The organism is Synechococcus sp. A15-60 (genome assembly GCF_014280095.1).
GTDB lineage: Bacteria > Cyanobacteriota > Cyanobacteriia > PCC-6307 > Cyanobiaceae > Synechococcus_C.
Map to the genome: position 1 here is coordinate 485,291 of NZ_CP047933.1, position 13,245 is coordinate 498,535.

15 protein-coding genes and 1 tRNA gene are annotated in these 13,245 nt (G+C 59.6%); 6 read left to right on the forward strand and 10 right to left on the reverse strand.

Features of this window, described 5'->3' with window-relative positions; translation table 11 throughout:
• Nucleotides 1-12: 12 nt before the first annotated feature.
• Nucleotides 13-1,338: a rod shape-determining protein RodA gene (gene rodA, locus SynA1560_RS02385; protein ID WP_186470105.1), complete on the reverse strand. Its 1,326-nt coding sequence runs from the start codon at nucleotides 1,336-1,338 to the stop codon at nucleotides 13-15.
• A gap of 1 nt (nucleotide 1,339) precedes the next feature.
• Nucleotides 1,340-2,416 carry an Mrp/NBP35 family ATP-binding protein gene (locus tag SynA1560_RS02390; protein WP_186470106.1) on the reverse strand — a complete coding sequence of 359 codons (1,077 nt, stop codon included), beginning with the start codon at nucleotides 2,414-2,416 and terminating at the stop codon, nucleotides 1,340-1,342.
• 114 nt (nucleotides 2,417-2,530) lie between these two features.
• Here SynA1560_RS02390 and hemF point away from each other — a divergent pair, with 114 nt between their 5' ends.
• Complete coding sequence (gene hemF, locus SynA1560_RS02395; protein WP_186501081.1) at nucleotides 2,531-3,631, forward strand: oxygen-dependent coproporphyrinogen oxidase; 1,101 nt, start codon at nucleotides 2,531-2,533, stop codon at nucleotides 3,629-3,631.
• Between the two features lie 221 nt (nucleotides 3,632-3,852).
• Here the strand turns inward: hemF and SynA1560_RS02400 are convergent, their stop codons facing one another.
• Together SynA1560_RS02400 and SynA1560_RS02405 are read right to left on the reverse strand one after the other, a co-directional pair.
• On the reverse strand, nucleotides 3,853-4,407 hold the full coding sequence (locus SynA1560_RS02400; RefSeq protein ID WP_186470108.1) for a cofactor assembly of complex C subunit B: 555 nt from the start codon (nucleotides 4,405-4,407) through the stop codon (nucleotides 3,853-3,855).
• Between the two features lie 26 nt (nucleotides 4,408-4,433).
• Nucleotides 4,434-4,817 carry a helix-turn-helix transcriptional regulator gene (locus tag SynA1560_RS02405; protein WP_186470109.1) on the reverse strand — a complete coding sequence of 128 codons (384 nt, stop codon included), beginning with the start codon at nucleotides 4,815-4,817 and terminating at the stop codon, nucleotides 4,434-4,436.
• A 129-nt stretch (nucleotides 4,818-4,946) separates the two neighbouring features.
• Between SynA1560_RS02405 and SynA1560_RS02410 the strand changes: the two genes are divergently transcribed.
• A complete protein-coding gene (locus SynA1560_RS02410) occupies nucleotides 4,947-5,591 on the forward strand; it encodes a ribonuclease D (protein WP_186501082.1) in 645 nt (214 codons plus the stop codon).
• Between the two features lie 41 nt (nucleotides 5,592-5,632).
• Here SynA1560_RS02410 and SynA1560_RS02415 read toward each other — a convergent pair whose 3' ends face one another.
• Together SynA1560_RS02415 and SynA1560_RS02420 are read right to left on the reverse strand one after the other, a co-directional pair.
• Nucleotides 5,633-5,896 carry a hypothetical protein gene (locus SynA1560_RS02415; RefSeq protein ID WP_186470111.1) on the reverse strand — a complete coding sequence of 88 codons (264 nt, stop codon included), beginning with the start codon at nucleotides 5,894-5,896 and terminating at the stop codon, nucleotides 5,633-5,635.
• 42 nt (nucleotides 5,897-5,938) lie between these two features.
• Entirely contained in the window at nucleotides 5,939-7,156 is a 1,218-nt protein-coding gene (locus SynA1560_RS02420) for a lipid-A-disaccharide synthase-related protein (RefSeq protein WP_370523175.1), read from the reverse strand.
• 60 nt (nucleotides 7,157-7,216) lie between these two features.
• Between SynA1560_RS02420 and SynA1560_RS02425 the strand changes: the two genes are divergently transcribed.
• Nucleotides 7,217-7,287: transfer RNA gene (locus SynA1560_RS02425), tRNA-Cys, on the forward strand.
• A 26-nt stretch (nucleotides 7,288-7,313) separates the two neighbouring features.
• On the opposite strand, the gene SynA1560_RS02430 is transcribed toward SynA1560_RS02425, so the two are convergent.
• Nucleotides 7,314-7,826 carry a hypothetical protein gene (locus tag SynA1560_RS02430; protein ID WP_186501083.1) on the reverse strand — a complete coding sequence of 171 codons (513 nt, stop codon included), beginning with the start codon at nucleotides 7,824-7,826 and terminating at the stop codon, nucleotides 7,314-7,316.
• A 4-nt stretch (nucleotides 7,827-7,830) separates the two neighbouring features.
• On the reverse strand, nucleotides 7,831-7,989 hold the full coding sequence (locus tag SynA1560_RS02435; protein ID WP_186470113.1) for a hypothetical protein: 159 nt from the start codon (nucleotides 7,987-7,989) through the stop codon (nucleotides 7,831-7,833).
• Nucleotides 7,990-8,038: 49 nt separating this feature from the next.
• Here SynA1560_RS02435 and SynA1560_RS02440 point away from each other — a divergent pair, with 49 nt between their 5' ends.
• Entirely contained in the window at nucleotides 8,039-8,998 is a 960-nt protein-coding gene (locus SynA1560_RS02440; RefSeq protein ID WP_186470114.1) for an aldo/keto reductase, read from the forward strand.
• Here SynA1560_RS02440 and SynA1560_RS02445 read toward each other — a convergent pair.
• Together SynA1560_RS02445 and purM are read right to left on the reverse strand one after the other, a co-directional pair.
• Nucleotides 8,986-9,606, reverse strand: a complete 621-nt coding sequence (locus tag SynA1560_RS02445; RefSeq protein ID WP_186501084.1) for a histidine phosphotransferase — start codon at nucleotides 9,604-9,606, stop codon at nucleotides 8,986-8,988. The genes SynA1560_RS02440 and SynA1560_RS02445 overlap by 13 nt on opposite strands.
• A gap of 130 nt (nucleotides 9,607-9,736) precedes the next feature.
• A complete protein-coding gene (gene purM, locus SynA1560_RS02450) occupies nucleotides 9,737-10,774 on the reverse strand; it encodes a phosphoribosylformylglycinamidine cyclo-ligase (RefSeq protein ID WP_186501085.1) in 1,038 nt (345 codons plus the stop codon).
• Nucleotides 10,775-11,120: 346 nt separating this feature from the next.
• Here purM and SynA1560_RS02455 point away from each other — a divergent pair, with 346 nt between their 5' ends.
• Both SynA1560_RS02455 and SynA1560_RS02460 read left to right on the forward strand, forming a co-directional pair.
• Entirely contained in the window at nucleotides 11,121-11,687 is a 567-nt protein-coding gene (locus SynA1560_RS02455; protein ID WP_186470117.1) for a septal ring lytic transglycosylase RlpA family protein, read from the forward strand.
• A gap of 62 nt (nucleotides 11,688-11,749) precedes the next feature.
• On the forward strand, nucleotides 11,750-13,243 hold the full coding sequence (locus tag SynA1560_RS02460; RefSeq protein ID WP_370523207.1) for a bifunctional pantoate--beta-alanine ligase/(d)CMP kinase: 1,494 nt from the start codon (nucleotides 11,750-11,752) through the stop codon (nucleotides 13,241-13,243).
• Nucleotides 13,244-13,245 lie beyond the last annotated feature (2 nt).

A 13,245-nucleotide genomic window follows, 5' to 3' on the forward strand; every position in this document is an offset into this window, starting at 1 on the left:
GTGTGGAATCTTTCAACGGATCGAGGCTCGCCTGGATCGTCTCGCCACCGAGAGGCACAGGCCAAGAGCAATGAAATTGACGACCATGGCGCTACGTCCGTAGCTCATAAAGGGAAGCGGGATTCCTGTGACAGGGCCAAGTCCAATTGTCATGAAGATGTTCACCACAATCTGAAACATCAACATCGTCGCAACTCCAATCACTGCAAGGGATTCGAAGTCGGTGCGAGCTTTCCCTGAAATCTGCAGTAAACGCCCCATCAGCAGGGCGAAGCTAACAACGACCAAAATCGTCCCAAAAAAGCCCATTTCTTCGCCAAGTGCGCTGAAGATGAAATCAGTGTGTTGTTCGGGAATGAAGCGAAGTTTTGTGAGTTGTCCTTGCAGCAGGCCGGTCCCGAACAGCTCTCCGGAACCAATTCCCACTGTGCTTTGCAGGAGGTGATAGCCACCACCCAAAGGGTCCTTGGTCGGGTCAAGAAAGAGAACCAGTCGATCGCGCTGATAATCCTGCAAGCCGTTTTCCCAGAGCCATGGGGTCACGACCGCAGCTGCACTTTGAACCGCTAGGACCAGCGCCAGCGCTGTTTTTTTCCAGGGAAGCGATCGGTAAGCGACAGCGAGAGTGAGAGGAATCCACAGGGCCAGGCCCCAGGGAAACAGTCCAGCCAGCAGCGCTGTAATCAGGGGAGAGAGCAGCAGCACAAGCCACTCAAACGGCATCCCTGACCAATAGAGCATCGTGAGCAGCAAGGCTCCGAAAACCAAAGAGGTGCCCAGGTCGGGTTGGATGAATACCAGCATCCAGGGAATTGAGATGATTCCCAAGGGACGCAGCAGATCGATCGGTCTTTCGACAGGGTGCCGATCAAGCACAGCTGCCAGTAGAAGAATGGCTGACAACTTTGCAAATTCCGAGGGCTGAACATTGAAGGGTCCGATGCTGATCCAGCGCTGTGCGCCCAGTGCAGTGACCCCGATAAATCGAACAGCGATCAGACTGATCACTGTGAAGATGTAAATAGGAAGTAATAAAGGTTTTAAACGTTGGAGCCTTAATTTGGCGATAAAAAGAGCAATAAGGATGCCAAAAAAGGCTGTCACAAGCTGCGATAACCACAGCTGGGTGTTCATGAATCGAAGAAGGCCTGTGAAGCTAAGAGAGAACGAAGAAAGCCCTTCCAATGCTTCTTGACGCTCGATGCTGAGAATTAAAAAGCTGGAAATTGTCACCATGATGAGTGGCACGCCCCAGAGAATCCAGTCGCGCTCTCGACCCTGCCGTTGTCCTGGCCGTCTGACCAAGGGCTGTCCGTTGAGGCCAACTCCGGACACCATCTCAGTGTTTCTGGATGACCGTTGGTGAGAGTCGCTCAGCTAGATCGAGGAAGGTACGAGCACTCGCCGAGTCGGGATGAGCGAGGGTGATGGGCTGGCCCCGGTCGCCTCCTTGTTGCACAGGCATTTCCATCGGGATTTGAGCGAGCAAGGGAACCTCGAAGGCGTCGGCAAGGGTTTGGCCGCCGCCGCTGCCAAACAAGGCATAGCGCTTGTCGGGCTGATCCGGGGGAATGAAGGCACTCATGTTCTCGACAACGCCCAGCACCGGAATGCTCATCTGGCGGAACATCGCCAGGCCGCGGCGCGCATCCTGAAGAGCCACTTGCTGCGGTGTGGTGACGATCACCACACCTGCCATCGGGACGGCTTGCGCCAAAGAAAGTTGGGCATCGCCTGTACCTGGCGGCAGATCCACCACCAGAACATCCCGCTCGCCCCAATTCACTTGATATAGGAATTGGCGAATGATGCCGTTGAGCATCGGACCTCTCCAGATGACGGGCTGGTTTTCTTCGATCAGCAGACCCATCGACACCATGGCCACACCACAGGTTTCGATCGGCTGCATGGTCTGGTTTTCGCCACTGCCGCTCACTTCAGGGGTGCGATCGGCGACGCCGAGCATGGTCGGAGCGTTGGGCCCATAGATGTCCGCATCCAGCAAGCCCACGCGGAGACCTTGGGCCGCCAAAGCGCACGCCAGATTGACGGCAACGGTGCTTTTGCCAACGCCGCCCTTGCCGCTGCTCACAGCGATCACATGGCGAACGCCGGGAATGGATTGCCGCTCGGCTACCTGGCCGTGTCCGGCCTGACCAATGCCGCCCTGTGACGGCGGTTGACCGAGCTCAAACTGAACATCATCGATGCCTTCCAGCTGCAACAACCGTTGTTTGGCTGCGTTCACGATCTGATCGCGCTGGCTCTGGGCAAAACCAGGCAGGTTCAGTCGGATCACGGCTCGAGGGGGCGCCACTCTGACCTGATCAAGCCAGCCAAGTTCCAGCAGTGAGCGCTCGCTTCCAGCATCGCGGAGGTCGCTGAGGGCCTGCGTCGCCTGTTCTGCTGTGGTCATGTATCCCTTTCGATGGGCTGGATCCTAGGGGCGCTTCCCATGACAGTCCTTCACACCCACTTGTCGGAGGTGGGTCTGTGCTGAAAAGGTCAGAAGAATTCTGTCCTTCTCAAAATGGTCCGTTCCTTGCTGAAGCGTGTGAAGGGCCGAGTGCTGAGTGGTGGTTCGTCGTCCCCTGCCGTCGCTGTTGGCGAGCGTCCGCCGGCTGGCTCGCGCGAGCGCGCTCGCGCTCTCGTGATGGGACTGCAGGACGAGATCTGTGCCGGCTTGGAACAGCTCGATGGTGTCGGCCGTTTCCAGGAGGAGAGCTGGGATCGTCCTGAAGGAGGCGGTGGCCGTTCCCGTGTGATGCGTGAAGGCCGGATCTTTGAGCAAGGCGGCGTGAACTTTTCGGAAGTTCATGGCGAGGAACTGCCTCCTTCCATTCTCAAGCAGCGCCCAGAGGCGAAGGGGCATCCATGGTTTGCCACCGGTACCTCGATGGTGCTGCATCCCAGGAATCCCTACGTCCCCACAGTGCACCTGAACTACCGCTACTTCGAGGCTGGTCCTGTGTGGTGGTTTGGAGGAGGAGCGGATCTCACGCCCTTCTATCCGTTTCTCGATGATGCACGCCATTTTCACCGCACCCACAAGCAGGCCTGTGACACGGTGGATCAGCGCCTTTATCAGGTGTTCAAGCCTTGGTGTGATGAATACTTTTTTCTGAAGCACCGCCAGGAAACCCGGGGGATCGGCGGAATTTTCTACGACTACCAGGATGGTTCAGGGCGGCTGTATCGCGGACAGGATCCTGATGGTCCAGCAGCCACCAAGGCTGGTGACATCGGACCCGTGAGCCTGAGCTGGGAACAGCTCTTCGCTCTCGCCCAGGCCAACGGCAAAGCATTCCTGCCGGCCTACACCCCGATCGTTGAGAAGCGCAACGGCCTTGCCTATGGCGATCGTGAGAGGAACTTCCAGCTCTACCGGCGCGGACGGTATGTGGAGTTCAACTTGGTGTGGGATCGGGGAACGATCTTTGGCCTCCAGACCAATGGACGGACGGAATCCATCCTGATGTCGCTTCCCCCTCTGGCTCGCTGGGAGTACGGCTATCAGGCTCAGGAAGGATCCCGTGAGGCCTTGCTGACGGATCTGTTCACCCGTCCTCAGCACTGGTTTGATGACCCATTGCTGGAGGAGCGCTGCCGTCCGCATCAGGCGGTGAACTGATGGCTAGCCGCGGTTGATCGGGTTCGACCCCAAGTTGGATCGCTTCAACAGTCCGATGCGCCAATGCTGTCACCACAGCGTCACGGCTCATCGGATCGCGCAGTTTTGCCTCCAAGGCTCTCTCTAGCTTCCCGATTTCCAAGATGCTGATGCCCAGCTTGGGGCGCCATGCCCGCAGCGCTTAGAGCGATGATCGGAGCCCGCCGCTGCTTTCTGCATGGTCAGATCGGCGAGGAGAGCAGTGCCCCGTCGCTGGCTAGTTCCAGCGATTCGGCCAGGGCCAACTCAAGGGCAATCAGCTCATCGCGATGGGCGCGAAGACGCAGGGTGCTGCCGTCGTGGGGTGCGGGCTCAATCAGCCGGATCTGAATTTCTTCGGTGCGCTTTGATCGGCGGGTGTAAATCAAGCCCGCCAGCGGTCCGAGTGCAGCAAGAAGCAGGGGCCACCAGCTCAGTGCGGGATTCACTTGGCGGACGACAAGGCCGAGGCTGCTTGCGCCCACGGTTCCCAGCAGTGAAAGCAGCACCGCCAGAGGGAGGCTGCTGTCCACCTGGCCCCTGTATTCCAGGACGCAGCGTTCAGCATCGCCGCCCTGCTGGCTCCAGCCACGCTCCTTGAGCCATGCATCCAACCCCTCGAGCACTTCAACGGGTGGACGAGGGGAGTGCACCTCCACGATGGTGGTGCGGTCTTTGCTGGCTGCTCTCAGGAAAAAGACGAGTCCGATGCCCAAAAGCACGGTGAGCAGCAGCGTGGATGTCTGAGGCGATGGCATCCGATGCTGCTAAAGGCCTGACCGTTCTAGTTGGTCAGTGGGCCATGCTCGTGCAGCCAGTGTTGCCAGGGCTTCATCAGACGTTCTGCTTGGTCTCTGGCGTCTTGGTGCAAGTGCAGCATGCGCCGTGGCCGGCCTCGGCTCGGGCAGCGCTTGGTGTATGAATCGAGCATCTCCTGGCGCTCGAGGAAATCGACCGCCTGATGCAGCACTGTCTCGGAGAGCCTTAGCTGCGGATGATCGGTCTGCAGGCGATGGAGCAGTCCAGAGGGGTAGTTGTCGTCCTGCAGGAGGCAGGCCAGCACCCAGCAGACGGCCAGCTCGAGATCCAGGAACAACGGGGGCGGCTGCTGGAAGTAGTGCTCAATGTCTGCAAGGCAGGCGCGCGCGGGTTTCCGTTGGGTGAGCATAAGGATCTGCTGTCTCAATTGTGTCTAACTCCGTCTCATTCTGATTTTCAAGCGTCCAGTTAAAACTCGTTTGCTGGGGGCTGTGGCGTCAGAGTGGGCCTTGGTTGGCCTGCTCCCTGCTTCTCTCCAATGGCTGAGATTCCCAATGAACCGCGTGCCTTCGCCGTCTTTGACGGCGATCTTGATCAGGATTGGTTTGATCGGTACGCGGGGGCTCAGGCCCTCGCGGTCGACACTGAGGCGATGGGCCTGATTCATGGTCGGGATCGGCTCTGTCTGGTGCAGATCTGCGACGAGAACGATCAGGTGGCCTGCATTCGCATCGCTCGCGGTCAGGCTGATGCGCCACGGTTGAAGGCCTTGATGGAATCCAGCTCGATTGAGAAGGTGTTCCACTTCGCCCGTTTCGATGTGGCGGCCCTCGCCACCGGTCTTGGGATTCGGGTCAACCCCATTTTCTGCACGAAGGTGGGAAGCCGCTTGGCGCGCACCTACACCCCCCGCCACGGTTTGAAAGACCTTGTTAACGAGCTCGTGGGGGTGGAGTTGGACAAACAAGCCCAAAGCAGTGACTGGGGCCGCGTCGACGAATTGAGCGATATGCAGCTGGCTTATGCCGCCAACGACGCCCGTTATCTGCTGCCAGCTCGGCAGCAACTGGAGATGATGCTTCGGCGTGAGGGGCGCTGGGAACTGGCAGAGCGCTGTTTTGCGTGCATCCCTGTCATGTCGGATCTGGATCGCTTTCGCTTCATCAACACCTTTGAGCACTGAGCGTGGCCGCCGAGAGCCCAGCATGCGGGCTCTCGGCGGTCTCAGTCCTCAAGCATGAAGTGCTGGTCTTTCGGTTCTGCTTCGAGCAAGCGATCCAGATTGATACCGGCTGGGGTCTCCGCTTGATCCGCGCGGGCTTCATCCAACAGCTTTTGCGCCATGGCTCGTCGGCTTTCCACATCCCTGGCTCCGTCTCGAGCAGCTTGCTGATCCACCCGGCGTCGGGCCGAGGCCTGGCTGATGCTCAGCAGACTGGCCAGTTCCGCGCAAAGCCTCAGATAGTCGCGGTCCTGGATGGCAGCCATGGCGATGGGAAGGTGAGGAGTCTTTGGGATCCATCTCCAGTATCAGCGTTCGGGTGCGAGCTGTTGGATGACCTGCTTTGCGATGGCATCGCTGCCACCGGCCGGGCCCATGCGTTGGCGCCCCACGCGTCCCATTTCATGCTGCAGCTGTGGGTTGTTCAAGAGTTGGTCCAGGCGGCGACCCAGCTCTTCCTCGGAGTTGCAGATGCGGACGGCGCCTCCCAGCAAGCGGCTCTGGCGTTGGGCAAATCCTTGGGTGAACTGCGGCCCGCGACCTGGCAGGGAGAGGGCGGGAATTCCCAGTCCCACCAGTTGTTCTGTGGCGGTGCCGGCGGTGGCGACGCCGGCTTCGCCCCAGCTTGCCCACTGGCCAAACCGCCCTGGGCCAAGCAGCAGCAGCAGCGGTCCACGAACCCAGCATTCCGTGGCTCCTAAATCGGCACTCGGAGGAGGACAGTGGCGAAAACCCAGCTCTTCGAGGAGCGGTCTCAGCTCGTGGTGCGCAGGTGCCGAGCCCATGGCGGCCAACACAGCCACGGGAACAGGACTCTGCAATTGGACCAATGCGCTCATCAGTCTGCGAAAGTTGCTCAGTGCCTCCGGCATCCGGCTTCCGCAGAGCAACAAGATGCGCCGACAGCGTTCAAGGCTCTGGGGTGCAGATGTCCGACAGAGTCCGTCCATCATCGGGTTGCCAGGACTGTCCGCTTTCACGCCGTGGCGACGCAGCCCTCGGGCAGTGAGCCTGTCGCGGGCAGAAACCAGCCTGCAGAGACGATGCTTCATTAGGTGCCACTCCCAGGGATCCCATTCACTGCCTTTGAGCGCGTGGTAGCGATCGCTGAGCGCGCGCCCAGGCCCGCTAGTCCAGGTGTAATCACTCTTTGGGGTGCCGATGAAGCCATAGGGCAGACGTGAATTCCAGGCCATCAGCAGCGGAAGCAGATCACCCACGGCAAGAATTCCTGCGAGGTCATGGCGCGTTTTGCGCAGGCTTCGCCACTGTCGCCAGGTGAGGAGTGGAAGCCCGGCCAGTAGGTCCGAGAGCAGTGCTTTGAAGCTTTGATTACTGAATCCCCCACTCGGCAGGTGGGCGCCTGGGCCGATCCGCTGCAGCCACCCTTCCCTCTCTGCTGTTTGAAAGCAGCGCCCTTCTCCCACCAGAGGCAACACTTTGAGCCTCCAGGCGGGCTGCCGTCGATGCAGGGCCTCGAGAATTTTGAGGGCGATTAAATCCTCTCCGTGTCCGTTGCTGATCACCAGCAGGGCCGGGGCGGTCTCGCTGATACGATCCGCCAGTGGGGCGTCAGCGCTCCGGACGGCGGCATGGCCAAGTGGTAAGGCAGAGGATTGCAAATCCTTTATCCCCAGTTCGAATCTGGGTGCCGCCTTCGTCATTTTCTGATCCTTTGCGAGTTCAGAGGGTTGCTTCAGCAAGAATCTGCCCTCCGTTGGGTCCTACGGCCAAACAGCGGATCGTGTTGTCAGCGCGTGTGCATTGGCCCGACTTGGCCGGCCAGGCGTTTGGAACGCTGACGGCCAGGCCATCGTTGCCATAGCGAGCGATGGCAACGCTGTTCACTCGGCCAGCCCAGCTTGGAGCTTCCAGCTCACAGCGCCCGTTCTGACAGCGCAGGGGAACGCTCGGATCTGACAGGGACACCACGAAGGTCAGTGTCTCGATGGAGCCTTGCTCCTCTCCATCGCCAAAAAACCGAATGGTGAGAACGGAGTCCGTGCGTCCATCAATCTCGACTCGCCAGCAGCGTTTGCTCACTCCTCCGAAATTCGTTTTCAGACAGTTTTGGCTCGCGATTGCGAAGCGACCCGTGAACGACTCGAGCTCGGGTTGTGCCATGGCCGGAAGCATGAGCCCTTGTCCAAGGCTTAGGGCGACGGCCATTCGCCGGAGCAGGTTGCTTAAACGCATGGGCTCAGTATTCGTTATCGGCCACGCACATGCCCATGCAGCGAATCCCGTTGTTGGCCGTTCGTTGGCAATGCGGACAGAGCACGCGATCGCCAGGGCTCAATGCATCATCGGTCTTGTCATCGACGGGAGTCGGTGCTGATTCGGCAGCGGAGACAGACATCGTTTGAGCCGTTCTGCAGCGATCATGGCGTGCAGCGATCCAGGCCGGTGTGACAGGAATCGGATTTGGCACGTGGTCGTGGGGCAATCAATTGCTGTGGGGATATCGCCCGGAGCGAGATGATCCAGATCTGAAGGCCACGTTTTCAGCAGCTGTTGCAGCCGGTCTTCATCTCGTGGATACGGCGGATTCCTATGGGACAGGGCATCTGAATGGACGCAGTGAGGCCTTGCTTGGTCAGTTTCTGGCCGAGATGGAGCCATCCGCGTGCCAGCAGATGATCGTCGCCACCAAGCTCGCGCCATTCCCCTGGCGCCTGGGACGTCGAGGTTTGTTGAAGGCATTTGAGGCCAGCCGCCAACGTCTGCAGGGCCGCCTCGACAGGGTCCAACTGCACTGGAGTACGGCGCGCTATGCCCCTTGGCAAGAGCTGCCCCTGCTCGATGGTCTTGCCGACCTGGTGGAGCGGGGTGAGGTGCATGAACTTGGGCTTTCCAACGTGGGGCCCCGTCGTCTTGGTGTTCTGCATCGCAGGCTTGCGCAACGTGGCATCAAGCTGGCCAGCGTTCAGGTGCAGTTTTCGCTGTTGGCTCCGGAACCGTCACAACCGGGTGGCATCCTCGAAGTGTCACGGGATCTCGGCGTTGAGGTACTCGCTTACAGCCCTCTTGCACTGGGCATTCTGGCCAGGCCGCCAGGTTGGGCCCCCCAGCGCGACACGGCCTTGCGTTCAAGCCTTTACCGACGGTTGCTGCCTGGTAGCGAGGCTCTGCGTCAGGCCATGGCGGCGATCGGAGCGGCGAGAGGAGTCACCCAGATGCAGGTAGCTCTTAACTGGTGCCGTTCCCATGGAGCCAGTCCGATTCCAGGTTTTCGCCGTCCATGCCAGGTTATTGACGCTAGTCAGGCTCTCAACTGGACGCTCACAGAGGAAGAGCGAGGTCAGTTGGATCAGCTCAGTGTCGAGTCAGCGGTGAGAATGCCCAACAATCCCTTTCAGAGCGCCTGATCGCTGGGATCAGGATCAGGACTCACGACCACCGGCAGGCTTGAGGCTTGCGGCTGCAGGGAAATCACTTTGAGCGGGGGCTTTTCATCCTTGATCGGCTGATCTCCGCTGTTTTCGCAGGCAGTTAGCGCTTCTTGCAGCAGGGAGTCGAAGGTGGCTCCAGGTAGACGGTGTCGCGCGATCTCAAGAAAAGTCCGGGGCAGGGATTCGCCAGCTGCCATGCGGATGGCTGGATTGTCGCGACGCTGTTGTTGTTCATCTTCAATCGCCCTGAGAAAGCGATGGGTGACGTCTCGTTTGGTGCAGGCTTTGATCAGGGTGTCCCGGTCACCTTGAATCTGCTCCAGTTCGCTGATGCGACGTTCCAGGCTGGTTAGCACCTCTGACGCCTCTTTGCTGATGTTGGCAAGCTGCCCATCGGCCAGAAAGGGCATATCAGCGACGAATACCTTGCCGTGATCTTTGAGGGCTAGGAATGTGGGCCTAGGACCACTTTGTCGTTGGGATCCGTTCTTGTCGTAACCGATGGGGGTTGGACGCCGAGGAGGCGTTGGGCCCGCCGATGAACGGCGTCGAGTTGTGCGCTGCTGCGGCCTATCAAATGGCATGTCTCTAAGACGTATGTGACGACGCTTGGATCGACGGCATGTCGATCAGTCTGTGTCGACGATACCGAGCGCACTCGATCCCAGGGCGTTTTCTCTCGAGGCTGTTGGAGATTGTTGGATCAAAGTTCTCTCAGGCTGGCAACCCGATCACAGGGGCGTGTTCAGAGCCATCTGCCTCGCTGATGCTGCCGATGGTCCAAGCCTGGAAACCCTTGCTTTCGCAGTGTTGGAGAGCGCCTGCCACGTCCGTTTCGGGGAGCACAAGGCAGTAGCCAATCCCGAGATTGAAGGTGTGCCAGAGATCTCGTTCCTGAATCTCGCCGGCGCGTTGAAGCCATTGAAACAGCTCCGGGCGGGGCCAGCACTCAGCGTCCACCGTGGCGATGAGTCCAGAAGGTAGGCACCGCGGCAGGTTTTCAGGAATCCCTCCCCCTGTGATGTGAGCCATGGCATGAATGGAGGCTCCCTTGCCCAGCAGGTCCTTCACCAGGCCTCCATAAAGATGTGTCGGACGCAGGAGGGAGTCGATCAGCAGCGTGTTGTCTTGGCCGAAGCGAGTGTCTGCGGTCGCGCCACTGGCCTCAAGAACTTTTCGCACCAAGCTGAAGCCATTGCTGTGGACGCCGCTGCTGCTGACGCCAACAATGCGATCGCCGGCTTTGACGCTTGCCCCGTTGATGACGGCGTCCTCGTCGACAACCGCAACGCAGAATCCAGCCAGGTCGTAGCGCCCTGGCGGATAAAAACCGGGCATTTCAGCGGTTTCTCCGCCGAGCAGCGCGCAACCGCTTTGGCGGCAGCCATCGGCAATCCCCTCCACCACGGTGGCCATGGCGTCCGGGCTCAGGGCGCCGGTGGCCATGTAGTCGAGGAAGAACAGCGGTTCGGCACCGCTGGTGATCACATCGTTCACACACATCGCCACCAGGTCGATGCCGACGTTGTGATGAGCCTGGTGCTCTTGAGCTAACTCCAGCTTGGTGCCCACGCCATCGGTTCCGGACACCAACAAAGGCCGTTTGATCCCTGAAGGCAACCGGATCATGCCGCCGAAGCCGCCGAGGCCTCCCACCACTTCCGGTCGGTGGGTCGCTTCCACCCCGGCTTTAATCCGGTTCACGAAGGCACGCCCCGCTTCAACGTCCACACCGGCGGCTCGGTAGTCCATTCGCTGCAACAGTTCACACCTGATCCTCTCCCCTCGCGGGCGCCGTGGCTTGATCCGGGGCTGTGGCGGTCGATCAGCCGGCCTTGGCCTGATTAGCAGGGCTTGTTGGTTGGATTGTGTTGACTGATGGTTTTGGCTTGTTCCTTTTAAGCGCGCATCCCAGTGGCAGCCAGCGCTGGGACCATGCATTCACTTCAAATCTCAGAGCACTTTGCTCATCAGTTCGCGTTTAAGAGCAGGGGTAGGCATTTTTACGGTCACATCACCTTGGTTTGTTCAGGTCTGCGGCTAGGCGACTCCAACGTGACGTCACCTCGACCCGATGATCGCCGTCCGACCGCTATTTATGGCTCGACACTTTCGCTCAGCCGCTGTACTGACCGCAGTTTCACTTTCTGCTGTGGCTCTGTTCCCTGTGTTCGCACGGGACCTAGAGGGTTCTGAGTTCACAGACCCACTGGATCTGGTGCTCCCATCCGAACCTGCTGCTGCCATCGAACCCTCCGCGTCCGCCCTTGAGCCTGCCGATCAATCGGACTTGGCCATCGTCGAGCCTCGGGAGGCTTCGCCAGAGCCCGTGCTGCCACCACCGCCGCCTCTCCCGACAGGGCCTGTTGTGATCTCGACGCATTCAGGAGAAGCCAGTTGGTATGGCCCTGGCTTCTACGGCAACCGCACTGCCAGCGGCGAGGTTTACCGGAAAGGGACCATGACAGCGGCCCACAGGACACTTCCATTTGGTACCCGCGTTCGCGTGACCAATCTCTGGAATGGTCGGATCGCTGTGGTTCGTATCAACGACCGAGGGCCGTTTGTTGGTCACAGAGTCATTGATTTAGGCCACGGCGCCGCCCATGAGCTGGGTTTGGTGAACAGCGGCATTGCCCAAGTCCGTCTTGAGGTGCTCCGCTGAGTCTTCAAGTGCTTCGCAACCTCGCTGAGCTTCGTGCTTGGCGGGCTTCACGGCAGGGGAAAGTGGATTTCGTGCCCACCATGGGTGGTCTCCATCATGGCCATGCCTGCTTGATTCGATCAGCACAGATCGACAGCCCAGCGGTGGGGTCAGTGCTGGTCAGCGTGTACGTGAATCCTCTTCAGTTCGGAGAGAGTGAGGATTTTGATCGCTACCCCCGCTCATTGGCGTCGGATTGTGATCTGGCCGATCGCTCTGGGGCGGATGCGATCTGGTGTCCTGATGATGGCCAGATTTATCCCGAGGGTCTCAACAATGGCTGGAGGCTGAAGGCCCCATCAGCGCTGCAATCGAGCCTCTGTGGACCTCGGCGACCGGGCCACTTCGATGGTGTTGTCACCGTCGTTTGCCGTTTGCTTGCTTTGGTACGTCCTGATCAGATTTGGCTGGGAGAAAAGGACTGGCAGCAGCTGACCATCCTGCGTCGGATGGTGGCTGATCTCGCTCTGCCAGTGCGTGTGAGGGGGTGCGCCACAGTGCGAGAGGTTGATGGTGTCGCAGCCAGTTCGCGCAATCAATATCTCTCTCCTGCGGATCGCTTGAAGGCCTGCGAACTGTCAGCAGTACTGCGGGAGACTTCGATCGACCTTCGCAATGGAGATCAAGCTCTGGATGTCGTGCTGTCAGAGCGCAAGCGGCAACTCCATCAGGTCGGTTTCAAGGTGGAGTATGTAGAGGTCGTTCATCCAGCCACGCTGAAGCCGTTGCCTTCCCCTCGGTCGCTGCGTCTCCTTGCTGCTGCGGTCCAGTGCGGTTCAACCCGACTGATTGATCACGTCTTCGTTATGACCCGTTCTCCCATCGTTGCCATTGATGGTCCTGCCGGTGCTGGCAAAAGCACGGTCACCCGCGCGTTTGCTGAACGCTTGGGTCTGCTCTATCTCGATACTGGTGCGATGTATCGGGCGGTGACTTGGTGGGTCCAGGAGCAGGGGGCTGATCCTGCCGATGAACCTGCAGTGAACGCCCTGCTCGATGGTCTGGAGGTTGATCTCTCGCCTCTAAAGAACGGTGTGCAGTCCGTTCGCGTCAATGGCAAAGATGTGACCGATGCCATCCGAGATCCCAAGGTCACCGGGTCGGTTTCGCTGGTGGCGGCTCATCCCTGTGTTCGGCAGCTGCTGACCCAACAGCAGCAAAGGCTCGGCGAACGAGGTGGGCTTGTGGCCGAAGGCCGCGACATCGGGACGGCTGTGTTTCCTGACGCCGAGTTAAAAGTGTTTCTGACGGCAACGCCTGAAGAACGAGCCCGCCGCCGTGCCAAGGATCTTGTGGCTCGCGGTCATGCAGTTCCCGATCTCGTTGAGCTCAAAGCGCAGATCGTCGAACGCGACAGGCTCGATAGCACCCGCGCGGTGGCGCCACTTGTTCAAGCGAAGGATGCAACAGAAGTGATCACCGATGGCATGTCCATCGAAGCGGTGATCGATGCTCTGGAAGATCTTTTCCGGTTCCAAGTGGCTGAAGAGGTTTGGCCAACGCCGACGCGGGATTGATC